Source organism: Streptomyces sp. NPDC059256, assembly GCF_042753785.1.
Classification (GTDB): domain Bacteria; phylum Actinomycetota; class Actinomycetes; order Streptomycetales; family Streptomycetaceae; genus Streptomyces.
Window position 1 is genome coordinate 97531 of record NZ_JBHYZO010000011.1, and the last position, 16503, is coordinate 114033.

Consider the following 16503-nt stretch of genomic DNA (forward strand, 5'->3'; position numbering starts at 1 on the left):
CGCGCCGACTTCGGCCCGCTCGAAGTCGACTACCTGGGACTGTCCCGGTCGGAGGGCTGGCCGTTCCCTCCGGTACGCAGGATGCTTCCTACACAGGCAGGCCCACCCGGGGGAGGACGGTATGGCGGGGATGAGCGTTGCGCCCTATCAGGACATCACCTTCGACAAGGACGGGGATGTCAACACCGCGCAGCGCGATCGGCTGCTGCGGATGGACGTCACGGATCTCGTGCTGTTCGCACACGGCTGGAACAACTCGCCTTCGGTCGCCCAGCGGCTGTACTCATCCTTCTTCGCACCCTTCCCGGCCCTGCTGGGACCGAAAATACGGTTGGGGTACGGGGGAATCGTCTGGCCCTCCATGAGGTTCACCGACGAACCCGTCCCCAACTTCGACCCCTCGCTGTTCGCCGCCCCCGAGACGGTGGCACACCGGATCGCGGCGACGGACCCGACCACGCTGGACGGACCCAGCCAGACCGCTTTGAACGCGGTCTTCCCCGGACACGAGTCCACCGTGGCCCGGCTCGCGGGCCTCCTCACCGAGCGCCCTGCGTCCCGGGAGGCGTTCGCCGAGTTCGGACGGCTGGCCCGGGAGTTGACCGAGGCACCCGCGGGCGGGCTGGAGACGTGTTTCACCACCGACCTCCCGCAGGACGAGCAGGGGCCGCCCGCCCTGTACTTCGAGGACGCTTTCGAGTTGTGCCAACTGTTCGCCCTCGCCCGCGACCAGAAGGACCCCGCCGACATCGCCACACTCTCCGTCGACTCCCTGGGCGAGGGGTTCCAGAAGACCTGGAAGGGCGCCAAGGAACTGCTGCGCCAGACCACCTACTACGCCATGAAGCGCCGGGCCGGTGCGGTCGGCGAACTGGGGCTCGGTCCGCTCCTCGGCCAACTGGCCCGTACCCGACCGGGCATACGGGTCCATCTCGTGGGCCACAGCCAAGGCGCGCGACTGGTGTCCTTCGCCTTGAAGGGGCTTCCGGACGGGGTGCGCTCCGTGAAGTCGGTGACTCTGCTCCAGGGCGCCTTCTCGCACTACGCCTTCGCTCCCAGCCTCCCCCACGCCACGCACAACGCGGGCGCGCTGCGCAGCATGGAACAGCGGATCGACGGGCCCTTGGTGGCCTGCCACTCCCGACACGACAGTGCGCTCGGCGTGATCTACCCCCTGGCCTCCCGACTCGCCGGGGACGACCGCCATGCGATCGGCCTCGATCGCCGCTGGTGGGCGGTCGGGTACAACGGCGTCCAGGCCGTGCGCTCGCCCTCGGTACGGCTGTCGCTCGCCCAGGCCCTGGCGCGCGGAGTTCCCGCTTCCGGCTGTGTGAGCGTCGACTGCGCGGAGGTGGTGCGGCGCGGGGGGCCGCCGTCCGGCGCGCACAGTGACATCTGCCACGAGGAGTTGGCCCGTGTGGTCGTCTCAGCGGGGCGTCTGGGCCGCTGAGCCCGGCAGGACCGCACCGGACGAACCGTGGAACACGGGCGGACCGCGGACTGTGCCGGGCTGCGGGCGCGGTCCTTCGTGACTCCGGGTACCCGGTCGCGGCTTCGGCACTCCTGTGAGCCCGACGGGTGCCGGGTCTGAGCCCGTCGGGTGCCGGGTCGCCCATGGAAGGTCGGGGGGCGCACGGCGATCGACGAGAGCCGTACGGACCCGAAGTGCGCGGTGCGATGGGAAACGTCCGGCAACTCGCTCCCTTGCCCACGGGCATTCGGGGCAGTCTTCAGGGGCAGTCTTCCCACGATGGGTTCGGGGCACGGATGGGCAGTTCGGGCTCCGAGACGGACGGGACAACAGGACATCGGCGCAGGTGCGACCCCACCCGCCATCGTAGGAACGTTTCATTAATGGGCCCCATCGGATTTTCGATGGAGCCGGATCGGGCAGTCGTACGTCCATACACCAACGCCGATGTACCAGCGACGGAGGTGGCAGTGCATGGCCGGCTTCAGGAGTCTTGCGAGACAGGTGCGCGATGCGCGGTGTGATTTGGCGCTCCGGCGCTACTCACTGCGTAAGTGCCTTGAGCGATTTGCCCCTTATGGGCATCGGGCGACATGGGATCACCTCTGCGCCCGGCACGGCATCGAGCCCGAGGACCGGGCTCCCGACCCAGCGCGGCTGGTGGCCGCACTGGAGGAGTTGGAACGGGCGCGTGCGGTCTGGCTCGCGTACGAGGAGAGTTTCGCGGACCGCCGCAAACGGGAGAAGCACGGTGGACTGCGACGGCCGTCGTCCTTCGACGACTGGCACCGGCGCACCTGGGGCGGTCATGGAGTCGCACGCTGCGACACCCCGAGCGTCCACCCCACGGCACCGCTCGACGAGGTGCTGCGCCGGCTGATCGAGGCATTGGGCAGGGAGCCGGGTGAGTCCTGTCCGGCCTGCGGAGCGAGGGAGATCGAGTGGCGCAAGAACCTCGCACACGAGCCCTGGAGCGGACCCGTCTGCCTGGGCTGCGGAATCGTGGTGCCCCGACCCGTACTGACGTCCGATGCGGTGGCCGCGGCCAAGGCCGTCGGGCGAGTGGCATGGGCGTCGGTCGCCTGAGCGGCACGCAGCGGGAATCGAACGCGGACCGCCCTTCGGTACCGCGTGGACCGCCGTCCGCACCCGCGGTGAGTGCACGGGGGCACTCACCGGCACGCCGCCCCCGGTCGGCATCGGTACGCCATGGGTGCGGTGCGGAACTCAGCCAGTGTTCCCTGTGCTCCCAGCGTTCGCGGCGTTCTGGGCGTTCCCAGCGGTCGCAGCGTTCTGGGCGGTCGCGGTGTTCTGGGCGGTCTCGGTGTGCTCAGCCTCGCGGCGCACGGGCAGGAGTCGGGAGCCCGCCATCCGCTGACCGAAGGTGTCGTCCGGGTTGGACAGGACACAGTTCTCCAGCGACAGACAGCCACAGCCGATGCAGTCGGTCAGATGATCGCGCAAACGCGCCAACTGCTTGATGCGGGTGTCCAACTCGCTGCGCCACGCCTGTGACAACCGCGCCCAGTCGTCCTGATTCGGGGTGCGCTCCTCGGGCAGTTCGGCCAGCGCGTCCCTGATGGTCGCCAGCGGGATGCCGACTCGTTGCGCGGCACGGACGAAGGCGACCCGACGAAGGGTGTCCCTGGAGTAGCGCCGCTGGTTCCCGGTGGTACGACGGCTGTTGATGAGCCCCTTGGACTCGTAGAAGTGCAGTGCGGACACGGCCGCACCACTGCGCTGCGAGAGCTGGCCGACGGTCAGCTCCTGGGTGGTCTCGGAAAACTGGGGCACCCGGCGACCCTACTGGGCCGGGGACGCACCCGGGATGGCACGGTCCACCGGGGCCGCCCCTGACCCCCTGAACGCCGACCGCTGCCCCCTGGCCGCGAACGGCGATCGGACACCCTCGTGCGACCGCCCGTCGAACCGCCGGCACGGCCCGTCCGCACCGCCCCGTCTACACCGGCGGGCCGAGGACATCCCCACATCGCGCCGACCGGACCCTGTGTCCGCGGTTCTGTACGGTGAGACCGTGGCGGCTTCCAGGGGAGCCAGTACGTGAGAGGCAGGGATCAGGGCCATGGCCGAGCCGAGGACCTTCACTTCCGCAGCCGAGCTGGCCGCCGCGGTCGGCGAGCAGTTGGGACCGGGCGACTGGCTGGAGATCGACCAACAGAGGATCGACCGCTTCGCCGAGGCGACCGGCGATCACCAGTGGATCCATGTGGATCCGGTACGGGCGGCGGACGGTCCGTTCGGGACGACCATCGCCCACGGCTATCTCACCCTTTCCCTGCTCCCTGTCCTGGTACCCCAGGTGATGCGGGTGGACGGAGCGAAGATGGGCCTCAACTACGGCACGGAGAAGGTGCGCTTCCCGGCGCCGGTTCCGGTGGGGTCGCAGCTACGGGCGACGGTAGTCGTGCAGAACGTCACGGAGGCCGGTGGCGGGGTCCAGGTCACCACTCGGGTGACGGTCGAGCGCGAGGGCGGTGACAAGCCGGTGTGCGTGGCCGACTCGGTCTCCCGCTACTACTTCTGAGCAGTTCCGCTACTACTCCTGAGCGGTTCGCAGACGCGGACCGTCCGGGCTGGGTGCCGGGCACCCGCAAGGAGGGTGGGGACGGGTCGCCGCCTCACCCGGCCCGGCGCGTTCACCGTCCGGTGTCCTCGGCGAGGGTGTGGGCGACGAGCGCGTTGGCATGACCGTGGCCCAGCCCGTGTTCCGCCTTCAACCAGGCGACGAGTTCCATGTGCTTGGTCAGGGGTGACGAGCGGATCAGTTCCTTCCACTCCACCACCGGGCGCCCGTACTTCTTCTCGATGGACGGGAAGTAGCTGGCGGGTCCGTTGGCTGCGTTCGTCATATCGCTGGTTCCTCTGAGTCGATGCAGTCAGTGCAGTCAGTGCAGTCAGTGTGGGCGATGCGGTTGGTGCCCCGCTGGGACGTGGGCATCGCGGTGGTCCTGTGGGTTTGACCGCGGAGGAAGGCAAAGGTCATCGATTGAGCCAGAGTGATGTGGGTCACAGGAGTCGCCACGGTTGGCCCCGTGACCCATGCGGCCTGCGCCCGCCCGCGGCCGCTTGCCCCTGGGGCATCCACGGGCGATCGAGGACGGCCCGGCCGCAGGCGGGAAACAGATGGTCACCGAACCGAACAGTTCACCGGTCCGCGCCGGGCCCCGCAGGCGTCGAGACCATGCGGAGTACGAGATCGGCGTAGAGCTCCCCGACCTCCTCCGGGGTGCGGCGCCCCTTGGAGTTGAACCACCGGGCCACGTCGATGCAGAGGGAGAGCACGGCGAGTGTGGTTCCGGGAACGTCGGGCACGTCGAACTCGCCGGATTCCACCCCGTCCCGCAGGATGCCGCGGATGACGGCGTCACTGCGCCGCCGTAGCTCCACGATCTCCGTACGGTGCTCGGGCGAGAGCGCTTCGAGTTCGTACTGCACCACCCGGGCGGTGTCATGACGACCGGCGTGCCAGCGCACGAACGAGCTGACGGCGTCCGCCAGCCGTTCCCGGGGTGTCCCCTCGCGCTCGCCCGCGGTGGCCAGGACCGCCAGGGCCCGGACATGCCCGATGCGACTGATGCGGTGGAGCAGTTCTTCCTTCGTCTTGTAGTGGATGTAGAGCGCCGCGGGGCTCATCCCGGCCCGGCTCGCGATGTCCCGCGTCGTCGTGGCGTGGTAGCCGCGTTCGGCGAAGGCTTCCACCGCGGCGATGAGGAGCTTCCTCGCCGCCTCGGGCGAGACCTCTCCCCACGGCACGTCGTCGCAGGTCATCTCCTCGGCCGCAGTCATCGCGCGCCCCTTCCTATCCGCTGGAGGAAACCATACCCGCACCCATGAGCAAGCGCTTAGAGACGGACTGGGGGCCGAGCGGACAGCTCTGCGGATCGAGTCCGCCCGCGGTGAAGCGAACGCACCGGGCCGACCACATCCGAAGGCGACCGGGCGATCCCACCCGCGCACCCACCGGGCAGCCCGCTGGTCGGCGGCGACGGCCGGACGCAGCCGGGCAGGCCCTACGATGTGGCGCATGGCCCGACCGCACAAGCCCCTCCTGAGCCGAGAACGCATCGTCGAGACGGCGGGTTCACTCGTCGACGCGGAGGGCGTGGAGGCCGTCTCCACCCGGCGGTTGGCGGCGGAGCTGGGCGTGAGCGGCCCCTCGCTGTACCACCACTTCCGCACCAAGGACGAAATCCTGGAGGCGGTCGCGGACTCGGTCCAGGCCGAGGTCGATCTCTCGATGTTCGACGAACGGGCGACCGCGCACCCCGGCGACTGGAGCTGGGACACCGCGCTGCACGCCTGGGGGGTCGCCTACCGCACGACCCTCACCACCCATCCGCATATCGTCCCGGTGCTCGCACGGGGTCCGGGCCGCCGACCCGCCGGACTCCGGGTGGCCGACGCGGTCTTCGGGGCGATGGTGCGGGCGGGCTGGCCACCGGCGCAGGCGACCTCCATCGGCGCACTGATGCGGTACTTCATCACCGGCTCGGCCCTCGGCTCCTTCGCCTTGGGCTTCGTCGACGACCAGGCGGCGTACGACCCCGCCGACTATCCGCACCTGGGGCAGGCGCACCTGCTGGCGGAACGACAGGAGCAGGTCGACGAGCGGGCGTTCGAGACGGGTCTGCGGGCGATCATCGACGGGCTGAGGATTCAGTTCGAGGCCACCGCATCCCAGCGCATATGACACCCATTTCACCTTGGCGCTCCGGTAAATACAACGTTCTTTCATTTATGGATACAGCCGAAAATCCCTCCCGTCGCGACCTCCCCCCAAAACCGCGCCGGACCGTCTGAACGCCTAGGCAACCGAGCACATCGGCATCGATTCGCGTAGTGCGGTAAATGGCTAGAACTCCACCAGTTCCCTCTGTCGATGCCGCCCGACGAAGGGCTGTGAAATCGTCACTGCAATCACACTCACTCCCTGATGCCGAGTGGCAGCACCCTCGAAATCAAGCCGCGACGCACGTGCACGGCCATGGAAGTTGGCCGGCGCAGCATGGCCGGCAATTCACATAAACGCAGACCGGGAACGAAAGGGTCTTGCGAAAGTCCCCGATCGGAACCGTACGACCGTCCGTTCTCTGCCATGCATACCGGCCAGCACTCATCTCCGCGCCGACCAGCGGCGCGATCGGGGGACAGCAGCCACAGGGAGCCCGGTGGTGAGGGGAGCAATGGCGACATCCGTACCTTGACCAGCGGCGGAGTCGATGAGCAACTGAAGCTGGACGGGAGCACACCAAGGGTCCCCTTCACGGGTGGGCTCGGCTCATGGCTTGCGGTGGCGCTTGCCGCAGGGGGTCGGCGTCCCAGCGGTGCGGCCTTCCGTTCCGTTCCATCGTCCCGGGCCAGAGGCGGGACACACTGCCGTAGCGCAACGCCGTGGCGAGTGGCTCCACTCGGCCGTGCAGAGGGGTGGTGCTGTCGGTCTCCAGAACGCCTTCCCGCAGTTCGGGCGGATGCGCTCGGGTCGTGGCTACGGGCTCTCCGGTGCCATGGGCCCCGGCCCCAGTGGGCTCAGGGGCCCATCAACCTCAGCCTTCGATGTCGAGCATTTCCGCGGGAGCAGGACAGATGCGTCTGCCGTAGTGGTCGAAGACGTAGAGGTGGGCGAGATCGACCAGCAGCGGTACCCGGGCACCGGGCTGGAGCCAGAGGTTGGGGCTGGTCCTGACGACGAGCGAACTCGCGGGGGCGGGGGGACGCCCCGGGTCGTGCGGTCCGTATCCGGCAGGCGGCCCGTACGGCTGGGGTCCCGACTCCTCCAAGAGGGCGGGCGGGCCGGAGACGTAGGTGTTCATCTTCTCCTTCCACCTGGTCAGGAAGCTGCCGCTGTCCTTCGACGCATTGCGCAGTCGGCGCCGGGACACGGCGGGTCGAGGCGATTCCAGATTGGGCACGATGGCCGACCGTGAGCCGATGTTGACGTACAACAGGGCCTCGTGCCCCTGGTACTCGGTGTACTCGACCGTGCCCGTCAGCGGCACCTCGCCCGGGCGGGCCTGGCTGGGGACGGCGATCCTGGTGGCCTCGGAGCGCAGTCCGACGATGATCTGCCGCCCCTGTTGGATGCGCAGCAGTTGATGGTCCACGCTGAGCGGTTCGGGCATGGTCAGCCGCTGTCGGCCGAGGTCGAGTGACATCCCGCCGTCCAGTGGCGCATGGACGACGGCCTGGAGCAGATTGATCCGGGGGGTGCCGATGAACGCGGCCACGAACACGTTGTCCGGTACGGCGTAGATGTCGCGCGGGCTCCCGACCTGCTGGAGGACCCCTCCGCGCATCACCCCGACCCTGTCCCCCAGCGACATGGCCTCGGCCTGGTCCTGGGTGACGTAGATGGTGGTGACGCCCATCTCCTTGGTGAGCTGGGCGATCTCCGCTCGCAGCCGGTTGCGCAGCTTGGCTTCCAGATTGGACAGGGGCTCGTCCATCAGGAAGACCGAGGGCTGCCGCGAGATGGCCCGCCCCATGGCGACCCGCTGCCGTTCGCCGCCGGAGAGTTGGTACGGGTAGCGGTCGAGGACATCCTCGATGCCGAGCATGCGGGCGGTGGCGTCGACGTGGGGACGGCGGTCCCCGCGGGGGTCGCCCACCCGGAGGGGGAAGCCGATGTTGTCGCGGTTCGTCATGTTCGGGTAGAGGGCGAAGTTCTGGAACACCATGGCCATGGATCGATCGCCCGGGGACAAATGTCCGGCGGGTTCTCCATCGAGGAGGAGCTCGCCGTCGGTGATCGCTTCCAGTCCGGCAATCATGCGGAGAACGGTCGTTTTCCCGCAGCCCGAGGGGCCCAGGAGGACGACGAATTCGCCCGGTTTGACGTCGAGACTGAATCGGTCGACGGCACGGGCAGCTCGTCCGTATCGCTTGCTGACACTCTGCAGGGTAATAGCGCGAGTCATATGTTCCGCCGGGGGATGTGGGGAGCGGCTGGGGGCTTGAAAATAGTCGAATACTCCCGGGCGGGGAATGACATGGACGCAAATTGAAACAATGCTTTCGGTCCGGAGCGGCTCTCCGCGGCCTTGAGCGGGTGGAATCTTGAACGGCTTTGTATTCCCCGTGAGTTGGCTTCCGTACACCTGATCGAAGCCATCGCCGCCGCCAGGAGCACGCCAAGCGTGACAAAAGCAGACGTCGCCACCTCGGGCATCTCACCAGGCGATACGACCGGGTGCCCCCTTGGACGGCTTCCCCTGAAGGGGACGGAGAGTAGTTCCCCGTGTACAGCGGAGCACGAATGCGTCAGGGGTGTGGGAACCGATGTGATCGAATCGGTTCCCACACCCCTGACGCTCTAGGGCTTCTTCCGGATCTTGCCGGGTTCTGTGTGCACCGGGCCCCTATCCACAGGGTGTCCCTAAGGGCCTTCAGCCGTCAGATGATCCCGATGGCGACGCCCGCCGCGAGCACCACGAGCGAGGTGAGCGCGGCCCATTTCACGGTGAAGCGGGTGTGGTCCCCGAACTCGACCTTGGCCATGCCGACAAGTACGTAGACCGCGGGAACCAGGGGGCTGGACATGTGGAGCGCCTGGCCGACGAGAGAGGCGCGGGCGATCTCCAGCGGGGAGACTCCATGGGCGGCACCGGCTTCCGCGAGCACCGGCAGCACGCCGAAGTAGAAGCCGTCGTTCGACATGAAGTACGTGAGCGGGAGGCTGAGCAGTCCGGTGACGATGGCCATGTGGGGGCCCATGCCCTCGGGGATGGCGCCCACCAACCAGTCGGCCATGTGCTTGACCATGCCGGTGCCGGTGAGGACTCCGGTGAAGACCGCAGCGGCGAAGACCATGCCGGAGACGTTCAGGACGTTCTCCGCGTGCGCACCGATGCGGGCCCGCTGGTCGGCCATGTTCGGGTAGTTCACGGTCAGTGCGAGGGCCGCGCCGAGGAGGAAGAGCACCGGGATGGGCAGCAACTCCATGATCATGGCCGTGAGCAGGGTGATGGTGAGCCCGGCGTTGAACCAGTAGAGGCGGGGGCGCAGGGTCTCACGGTTGGGGTCGAGCCCCTGGAAGCCCTCGTCGGCATCGGCATCGGCATCAGGTGCTGCCGAACCGGAGGAGGCACCGGGTGCGTCGGCCGTACCGCCCGTGCCCTTGCCCTTGCCCTTGCGGCCCTTGGTCAGGGTGTCGGACCCGCCACCGGCGCCGACCAACACGGTGTCCGACTCGGGGGTCAGTGCCTCGTCCAGCGAGAGGTAGCCGAGGCGCTTGCGCTCCCGCATGCCGAGTACGTAGGAGAGGGCGAAGACGAACAGCAGTCCGGCGGCGAGCGCGGGGATCATGGGTACGAAGATGTCGGCCGCGTCGAGCTTCAGCGCCGTCGCGGCGCGGGCGGTGGGGCCACCCCAGGGCAGCGTGTTCATCACTCCGTTGGCGGTGGCGGCGACACCGGTCATGACGACCAGGCTCATCTTCAGCCGCTTGTAGAGGGGGTACATCGCCGAAACGGTGATCATGAAGGTGGTGGAGCCGTCGCCGTCGAGCGAGACGATCGCCGCGAGCAGGGCCGTGCCGACCACGACCCGCATCGGGTCAGCCTTGCAGAAGCGCAGGATGGCCCGGACGATCGGGTCGAAGAGGCCGACGTCGATCATCACGCCGAAGTAGACGATCGCGAACATCAGCATCGCCGCGGTGGGTGCGAGGTTGCCGACGCCTTCGATGACGTAGTCACCGAGGTGCGCGCCCTTGCCCACGAGCACACAGAACAGGGCCGGGATCAGGACCAGTGCCGCGATGGGCGACATCTTCTTCATCATGATCAAGACCAGGAAGGTCGCGATCATGGTGAAGCCGAGGATTGTCAGCATGGGGGGAACCTCACGTTCATCCTTGAACTCCCACCGGTTCGGCGGTCCGGACGACGTTAGGTGGCACCAAAAGCTGTTAACAAGGTGTTGACATGCGAGCAATACGAGCAAAACACCAGGTCAACCCAGTGAGCGCGTTGACCTCCTCTCTTACTGCTCTCTTACTGCCCCGATGGCTTCCAGTCCACCCCCGGCACATCGCACGCCCACGGGCCGCCACACCCTCTCGCGGCCGGCGGCTCTCGCTCCCCCGCCTGACCCGAACGGCCGACGACACCCGGTCGTTCCCGCAGGGACACCGAGCCGCCGAGCAGCGAGCCCCATGGAGCATCCCTCTCTGTCGTGGGAGGCGCCCTCAGATCGCTCGTCACACCGCGTTCATTCCGCAGACCGAGCCCGACAGTCCACGATATGGACACTTTCCTCGGAATGTCGCACCTCTGGCCACAAGCGCCTCATGAGACTCGCGGTGCATCCTGCGACTGCGATGCCGTTGACGTAACACTCCTGCAATCCTACGGTTGTCCATAGGATTCTTTCGGCACCGGGAGCGGATGATGAACGGGATCGGGCAGACCCAGCACACGCAGTCCGGACGGGCAGGGGCGCAGCCCGTGAGGACCGAGCAGGCACGCAAGACCGCCGCCTCACTGACGTACTCCACCGGCTTCGGCAATGAACACAGCTCCGAGGCCGTCTCGGGAGCCCTCCCCGAGGGCCGCAACTCCCCGCAGCGCGCCGCCCTCGGGCTGTACGCGGAACAGCTCAGCGGCTCCGCGTTCACCGAGCCGCGCGCCGGCAACCGCCGTTCCTGGCTGTACCGCATCCGCCCCTCGGCAGCCCATCCCCGCTTCAGCCGCATCGACAACGGTTCGCTGCGCAGCGCCCCCTTCACCGAGACCGTGCCCGACCCCAACCGGCTGCGCTGGAGCCCCCAGCCTGACCCCGCGCCGAACACCGACTGGCTCACCGGACTGTGGACGCTCGGTGGAAACGGCGACGCAACCCAGCGCTCGGGCATGGCCGTGCACCTCTACCACGCCAACGCCCCCATGGACCGGGTCTTCAGCAACGCCGACGGCGAGCTGCTGATCGTCCCCGAAGACGGTGGACTGCTGCTCGTCACCGAACTGGGTCGACTGGCAGCGCGTCCCGGGGAGGTGGCGCTCATCCCGCGCGGAGTCCGCTTCCGGGTGGAGCTCCTGGACGCCCGCGCACGCGGTTACGTCTGCGAGAACTACGGTCAGCCCTTCCAACTCCCCGACCTGGGCCCGATCGGCGCCAATGGACTCGCCAACGCCCGCGACTTCCTCGCCCCCACCGCGGCGTACGAGGATGACGTCGACCACCCGGTGCAGGTGGTCACCAAGTTCTGCGGCAACCTGTGGGCCGCGACCTATCCCCATTCACCGCTCGATGTGGTGGCCTGGCACGGCAATCACGTCCCGTACGTCTACGACCTGCGGCGCTTCAATGTGATCGGCACGATCTCCTACGACCATCCGGATCCCTCGATCTTCACCGTGCTGACCTCCCCGTCGGACACCCCCGGTCTCGCGGGAGTCGATTTCGTGGTCTTCGCGCCGCGCTGGCTGGTCGGTGAGGACACCTTCCGGCCGCCGTACTTCCACCGCAATGTGATGAGCGAGTACATGGGCCTGATCGAAGGTGCGTACGATGCCAAGACGGCCGGCGAAGGTGGCTTCGTACCGGGCGGCGGTTCGCTCCACAACATGATGTCGGCCCACGGCCCCGACCGGGAGACCTTTGACCGAGCCAGTGCGGCCGAGCTCAAGCCCCAGAAGATCGACGACGGACTCGCCTTCATGTTCGAGACCCGCTGGCCCGTGACCGCCACCGAGCAGGCGGCCAACGCCCCCCATCTCCAGAAGGGTTACGACGAGGTGTGGCAGGGTCTTGAGCGTCATTTCAGGTCCTGATACGGAGTCCCCGTGCCCTCCTCCTTCGCTCCCGACTCACTGGTCCTCAACCGCAAGCTGCCGTTGTGGTACCAGGTCTCGCAGTCGCTGCGCGCTTCCATATTGGGGCGCACGCCCGATGCGTCACTGCGCCTGCCCACGGAAGAACAGCTCGCCGCGCACTACGGGGTGAGCGTGCTGACCATGAGGCAGGCCCTGAAGGAGTTGGAGGAGGAGGGGCTCATCAGCCGGCATCGTCGGCGGGGCACCTTCATCGAACCGGGCGCCCGTCGAGGAGCACCCCGCCGACTGCTGGGGTCGATCGACGCGATCGTGGCCCAGCAGTCCGGCGAGCTGACGACGATCCTCGGCCACGGCCCCGAACCGGTGCCGGGGGAACTCATCGAACACTTCCCCGATCTGACCGAAGTGGTCAGCTACCGGCGGCTGCGCTGTGACGGGGAGAGCGGTGAGCCGACCAACTGGGCCCAGAACGCGGTACGACCGGATGTGGCCGCTCGGCTGGATGTGAAGGACCTGGAGCGCTGGCCGATGACCAAGGTGCTGCGGGACGTGGTGGGCATCCGGATCGGGCGGATCACGGACACGGTGGAGGCGCGGCTCGCGGACCCACAGACGGCGGAACTCCTCCAAGTGCCCCTGTTGAGTCCGATCCTGCACTACACGGGCGTGACCTGTGATGTGACCGGCCGAGTGGTCGATGTGGCCCGCATCCGCTATCGGGGCGACCGCTTCTCCTTCTCGGTGACCGTCGACGCCGAGTAGGGCCCGCGCAGGCGGCCGTCGGCTCCTGGTCCATGGAGTGCGCGGAGGGCGCGTCGGGGAGGATGTCCGTATGCCGATGCTCGACGACCTGATGCCGTGGGGCGTACGCCCCTTGCGGACGGGGCGCTCCTGGGTGCTCGCTCCGGATCCGGAGACCCTCAGGGCCCGCTGGGACAGGCTGGTGACGACACGGGGCACCGAGCGGGACGCCCTCTTCGGCTGCACCAGGGGCCGGACGCCGCGTACCGCCGTGGGCCAACTCCCGGGCCAGCGCACCGCGACCGGGCGCTTCGCCCAGGAGGACGGCCGCTGCCCCGAACCGGTGCGGATCCTGCACGGTCCCTTCGACCAGCAGTGGCTGATCCCCGACCACCGGCTCATCGATTCCGCACGGCCAGAACTGTGGCGCGTGGCGGACGAACGGCAGGTCTTCGTCCTGGAACAGCCCGGGCCCCAGCAGCACCGGGGACCGGCCGTACTCGTGTCCGGGCTGCTGCCGGACGGCCATGCGCCTGCGGGACGCCCCGGCCGCATCCGACCGTTCTACCGTCGCCCCGGAGGCGTCGAACCGAACCTCGCCCCCGGCCTCCTGAACGCCCTGGAACGCCGGTACGGCCAGCAGGTCGCGCCGGAGGACGCACTCGCCTGGGTGACCGCGGCGAGCGAGCACTCCCCGACGGGCTGTGCGGTGCCGCTGCCCGCCGATCCCGCGCTCTGGTCCCTGGGCATCGACATCGGCCGCCGACTGATGGAGATCCAACTCCGGGGAGTGCACGGCAGACAGCGACCGAGGTTGCCTGGGGGCCGTCGTCCCTATGTGCGTACCGCACTTCCGTCCTGGCCCAGCGCGCTGGTCTATGACCGTGCACAGGAGACGCTGGAGGTCGGCACCGGTCGGATCTCTCCTGTTCCGATCGGTGCGTGGGAGTTCCAGCAGGGCGGAGTGCGGGTCCTGGACCTCTGGTTCGACAACCGCACCTCTCCGGTCGAACCGGGGACGCTGGACGCTCTTCGGCCAACGGTCTGGCCCCAGGAGTGGACGTCCGAGCTCTTGGCACTGATCACGGTGTTGAGCCTGCTCAGCGAGGTGGGCTCGGACCGCGACGACTTTCTGCGGGAGCTGGCAGGCAGTGATCTCATCGAAGTGCCGGAGGTGCTGCCCGTGCCTACGGAAGCACGCCGCCCCGCGTCCGTCCTCGACCACTGCGAGGAGGGCCCGGAGGGACAGTTCGCCCTGCTCTAGGTCGTTTCCGAAGGATGCAAAGGAACGACCCCGGTAGCCCTCCCCTCATACGCGGGACATGAGGCACCAGACGTGGGGGCGCCTACGCAATGGCCCCATTTAGGGCGCGAGGCACACCATGCGCACAAGGTCCGGGACGTACCTCACAGCGGATGTCTGATGACATTTGGGTGGTACACGCGATAAGACGGGCCATGCGCACTCAACCCCTGCCGCTCGACGGCATCACGGTGGTCGCCATCGAACAGGCCGTCTCGGCCCCGTTCGCCACGCGTCAACTCGCCGATCTAGGTGCACGTGTCATCAAGATCGAGCGGTTGGACGGCGGTGACTTCGCCCGGGACTACGACACGGCGGCACGGGGGCTCGCCTCCCACTTCGTCTGGTGCAACCGGGGCAAGGAGTCGCTGGCAGTCGATCTCAAGGACGCCCGCGGCCTCGCCATCGTGCAACGGCTGATCGCGGGTGCGGACGTGTTCGTCCAGAATCTCGCCCAGGGCTCGGCGGCCCGGCTGGGCCTCGATGCGCCGACCCTGTGCGCCGCCCATCCCCGCCTGATCGCCGTGGACATCTCCGGCTACGGCGCCGGGGGCCCGTACGCCCATAAGCGCGCGTACGACATGCTCGTCCAGTGCGAAGCGGGACTGGTGTCGGTGACGGGTACGCACGACGAGCCGGCCAAGGCGGGCATCCCGGCAGCCGACATCTCCGCCGCGATGTACGCGTTCTCCGGGGTCCTCGCGGCCCTGCTCCGCCGAAGCACCACGGGCCTCGGCGGCCCGGTGGAGATCTCCATGCTGGAGTCCCTCGCCGAATGGATGGGCCACCCACTGCACTATGGAATGCACGGTGGTGAACCGCCCGTGCGCACCGGTGTCGCTCATGCCGTCATCGCACCGTACGACGCCTACGCCACCGCCGACGGCGGACAGGTACTGCTGTCGGTGCAGAACGACCGCGAGTGGCGTCGGCTGACCGAGCAGGTCCTCGATGAACCCGCCCTCGCCGACGATCCCCGATTCGCGTCGAACACGGCTCGTACCGCGAACCGCGAGCTCACGGATGAAACGGTCGCCAAAGCACTGTCACGACTGGGCACCGAGGAGGCCGTGGAACGGCTGGACGCCGCGGGAATCGCCAGCGCCCGTCTCAACACCGTGAGGGATGTGGCCGGACATCCCCAACTGGCGGCGCGTGACCGATGGCGGGAAATCGACTCGCCGGTCGGGCCACTCAGGGCGCTCCTGCCTCCGATCACCCTGCCGGGTGGCCCGGAGGCCCTGATGGGAGCGGTACCCGCACTGGGTGAACACACCGATGCGCTGCTGGCGTCCTTGGGAATGACGATGGAGGAGACAGCAGCGCTACACCGGGAGGGCGTGGTCGCCTGAGCGCGGGGCCGCACAGGCGGTGACACGTGACATGTGGTGCGCGCCCCGGGGGGCGCCATGGCCGAGCGGAGGCCCAGGAGTCAGCGGCGGCTACCGAAGAGAGTGCGGCGCAGCCTTCGCAGCGGCGCGAAGAGCGACACACGCCCGCTCTTGCTGGCAGCACGGTCGTGCGCCACATCGCGCGAGGTCAACTCGCGCATCAGTGAGGTGGCCTCGACCGTCTCCCGCTGTGGCAAGGCGGGACCGCCGAGCACCGAGAGATGTCGGTCGAGACGCGAGCTCGTCGCGCTACTCCCGCAGGTGATCGCAGGCACGCGCGGCCTGCTTCGCATTGCTATCTGTTCCATGTCACTCCCCACCCGTACGACGCACCCGGCCCGGGCAGGTTAACCCTATCGCCCCGCCGGGACACCCGTGTATCCCGTCCTGAGGATTCACCACTGCTGTACGCGAGTTGACGATCACTCTCCGAATCCATTCGATTCCAGGGCGAGTTGGACAGCTCGACACGGCCGGCCCGCCCGCCTCCCGCTCCCGTGCCCGTCGATCACTTCGCCCCTTCAGTCCGCTTCCGGTCGGTTCCGTCATACGACATCGAGTCCATCCCCATGCCTTCCCCTCCCCGCGGGAGCGCACTCCCGAGCACCCCGACTCATCGGCGTCCCCTCGAAGGAGTGACCACACTCACACCAGAGAACACAGGAATCACACCTTCACCCTCGTGCTGGCCGTTCACCGCAACCGTGAAGCCAGGTCACGCTCAAGAGGGCTGCAAAAGCGGTTGGTTGAGCTAACTTGGAAGGGTTTCCACCGAGATTCCATGAGTTGCCTTGCTGTGGATGT

Annotated in this window: 14 protein-coding genes; 8 read left to right on the forward strand and 6 right to left on the reverse strand. The window is 68.1% G+C overall.

Annotation, left to right across the window (positions count from 1 at the left end):
- The first annotated feature begins 130 nt into the window (after window positions 1-130).
- Window positions 131-1450: a serine-threonine protein kinase gene (locus tag ACFXJL_RS23035; protein WP_384695345.1), complete on the forward strand. Its 1320-nt coding sequence runs from the start codon at window positions 131-133 to the stop codon at window positions 1448-1450.
- 495 nt (window positions 1451-1945) lie between these two features.
- Window positions 1946-2557 (forward strand): hypothetical protein, encoded by a 612-nt coding sequence (locus tag ACFXJL_RS23040; RefSeq protein WP_384695206.1) that lies wholly within the window; start codon window positions 1946-1948, stop codon window positions 2555-2557.
- 141 nt (window positions 2558-2698) lie between these two features.
- On the opposite strand, the gene soxR is transcribed toward ACFXJL_RS23040, so the two are convergent.
- Window positions 2699-3265, reverse strand: a complete 567-nt coding sequence (soxR, locus tag ACFXJL_RS23045) for a redox-sensitive transcriptional activator SoxR (protein ID WP_384695209.1) — start codon at window positions 3263-3265, stop codon at window positions 2699-2701.
- Window positions 3266-3554: 289 nt separating this feature from the next.
- On the opposite strand from soxR, the gene ACFXJL_RS23050 reads away from it, so the two are divergent.
- Entirely contained in the window at window positions 3555-4016 is a 462-nt protein-coding gene (locus tag ACFXJL_RS23050; protein WP_384695212.1) for a MaoC family dehydratase, read from the forward strand.
- A gap of 112 nt (window positions 4017-4128) precedes the next feature.
- Here ACFXJL_RS23050 and ACFXJL_RS23055 read toward each other — a convergent pair whose 3' ends face one another.
- Window positions 4129-4341, reverse strand: a complete 213-nt coding sequence (locus ACFXJL_RS23055) for a DUF4287 domain-containing protein (RefSeq protein ID WP_384695215.1) — start codon at window positions 4339-4341, stop codon at window positions 4129-4131.
- A 295-nt stretch (window positions 4342-4636) separates the two neighbouring features.
- Window positions 4637-5278 carry a TetR/AcrR family transcriptional regulator gene (locus tag ACFXJL_RS23060; protein WP_384695218.1) on the reverse strand — a complete coding sequence of 214 codons (642 nt, stop codon included), beginning with the start codon at window positions 5276-5278 and terminating at the stop codon, window positions 4637-4639.
- Window positions 5279-5516: 238 nt separating this feature from the next.
- Between ACFXJL_RS23060 and ACFXJL_RS23065 the strand changes: the two genes are divergently transcribed.
- On the forward strand, window positions 5517-6182 hold the full coding sequence (locus tag ACFXJL_RS23065; protein ID WP_358878278.1) for a TetR/AcrR family transcriptional regulator: 666 nt from the start codon (window positions 5517-5519) through the stop codon (window positions 6180-6182).
- An 853-nt stretch (window positions 6183-7035) separates the two neighbouring features.
- Here the strand turns inward: ACFXJL_RS23065 and ACFXJL_RS23070 are convergent.
- Window positions 7036-8406 (reverse strand): ABC transporter ATP-binding protein, encoded by a 1371-nt coding sequence (locus ACFXJL_RS23070; protein WP_358878279.1) that lies wholly within the window; start codon window positions 8404-8406, stop codon window positions 7036-7038.
- A 475-nt stretch (window positions 8407-8881) separates the two neighbouring features.
- Window positions 8882-10321 (reverse strand): CitMHS family transporter, encoded by a 1440-nt coding sequence (locus ACFXJL_RS23075; RefSeq protein WP_384695222.1) that lies wholly within the window; start codon window positions 10319-10321, stop codon window positions 8882-8884.
- Between the two features lie 614 nt (window positions 10322-10935).
- Between ACFXJL_RS23075 and hmgA the strand changes: the two genes are divergently transcribed.
- The 4 genes from hmgA (at window position 10936) to ACFXJL_RS23095 (ending at window position 15660) form a co-directional block, all read left to right on the forward strand.
- Entirely contained in the window at window positions 10936-12261 is a 1326-nt protein-coding gene (gene hmgA / locus ACFXJL_RS23080) for a homogentisate 1,2-dioxygenase (RefSeq protein WP_384695225.1), read from the forward strand.
- 12 nt (window positions 12262-12273) lie between these two features.
- On the forward strand, window positions 12274-13026 hold the full coding sequence (locus tag ACFXJL_RS23085; RefSeq protein ID WP_358878282.1) for a GntR family transcriptional regulator: 753 nt from the start codon (window positions 12274-12276) through the stop codon (window positions 13024-13026).
- Between the two features lie 70 nt (window positions 13027-13096).
- On the forward strand, window positions 13097-14269 hold the full coding sequence (locus tag ACFXJL_RS23090; protein WP_384695229.1) for a type ISP restriction/modification enzyme: 1173 nt from the start codon (window positions 13097-13099) through the stop codon (window positions 14267-14269).
- Between the two features lie 194 nt (window positions 14270-14463).
- On the forward strand, window positions 14464-15660 hold the full coding sequence (locus ACFXJL_RS23095) for a CaiB/BaiF CoA-transferase family protein (protein ID WP_358878284.1): 1197 nt from the start codon (window positions 14464-14466) through the stop codon (window positions 15658-15660).
- 80 nt (window positions 15661-15740) lie between these two features.
- Here ACFXJL_RS23095 and ACFXJL_RS23100 read toward each other — a convergent pair whose 3' ends face one another.
- Entirely contained in the window at window positions 15741-16007 is a 267-nt protein-coding gene (locus tag ACFXJL_RS23100) for a hypothetical protein (protein WP_358878285.1), read from the reverse strand.
- Window positions 16008-16503: the final 496 nt, after the last annotated feature.

Excerpts from the sequence above, each read along its gene's own strand:
- ACFXJL_RS23065 (WP_358878278.1), top strand. The coding sequence starts at position 5,517 with ATGGCCCGACCGCACAAGCCCCTCCTGAGCCGAGAACGCATCGTCGAG.
- ACFXJL_RS23075 (WP_384695222.1), bottom strand. The coding sequence starts at position 10,321 with ATGCTGACAATCCTCGGCTTCACCATGATCGCGACCTTCCTGGTCTTG.
- ACFXJL_RS23035 (WP_384695345.1), top strand. The coding sequence starts at position 131 with ATGAGCGTTGCGCCCTATCAGGACATCACCTTCGACAAGGACGGGGAT.
- ACFXJL_RS23070 (WP_358878279.1), bottom strand. The coding sequence starts at position 8,406 with ATGACTCGCGCTATTACCCTGCAGAGTGTCAGCAAGCGATACGGACGA.
- ACFXJL_RS23060 (WP_384695218.1), bottom strand. The coding sequence starts at position 5,278 with ATGACTGCGGCCGAGGAGATGACCTGCGACGACGTGCCGTGGGGAGAG.
- ACFXJL_RS23100 (WP_358878285.1), bottom strand. The coding sequence starts at position 16,007 with ATGGAACAGATAGCAATGCGAAGCAGGCCGCGCGTGCCTGCGATCACC.
- ACFXJL_RS23055 (WP_384695215.1), bottom strand. The coding sequence starts at position 4,341 with ATGACGAACGCAGCCAACGGACCCGCCAGCTACTTCCCGTCCATCGAG.
- ACFXJL_RS23040 (WP_384695206.1), top strand. The coding sequence starts at position 1,946 with ATGGCCGGCTTCAGGAGTCTTGCGAGACAGGTGCGCGATGCGCGGTGT.
- ACFXJL_RS23090 (WP_384695229.1), top strand. The coding sequence starts at position 13,097 with ATGCCGATGCTCGACGACCTGATGCCGTGGGGCGTACGCCCCTTGCGG.
- ACFXJL_RS23095 (WP_358878284.1), top strand. The coding sequence starts at position 14,464 with ATGCGCACTCAACCCCTGCCGCTCGACGGCATCACGGTGGTCGCCATC.
- ACFXJL_RS23050 (WP_384695212.1), top strand. The coding sequence starts at position 3,555 with ATGGCCGAGCCGAGGACCTTCACTTCCGCAGCCGAGCTGGCCGCCGCG.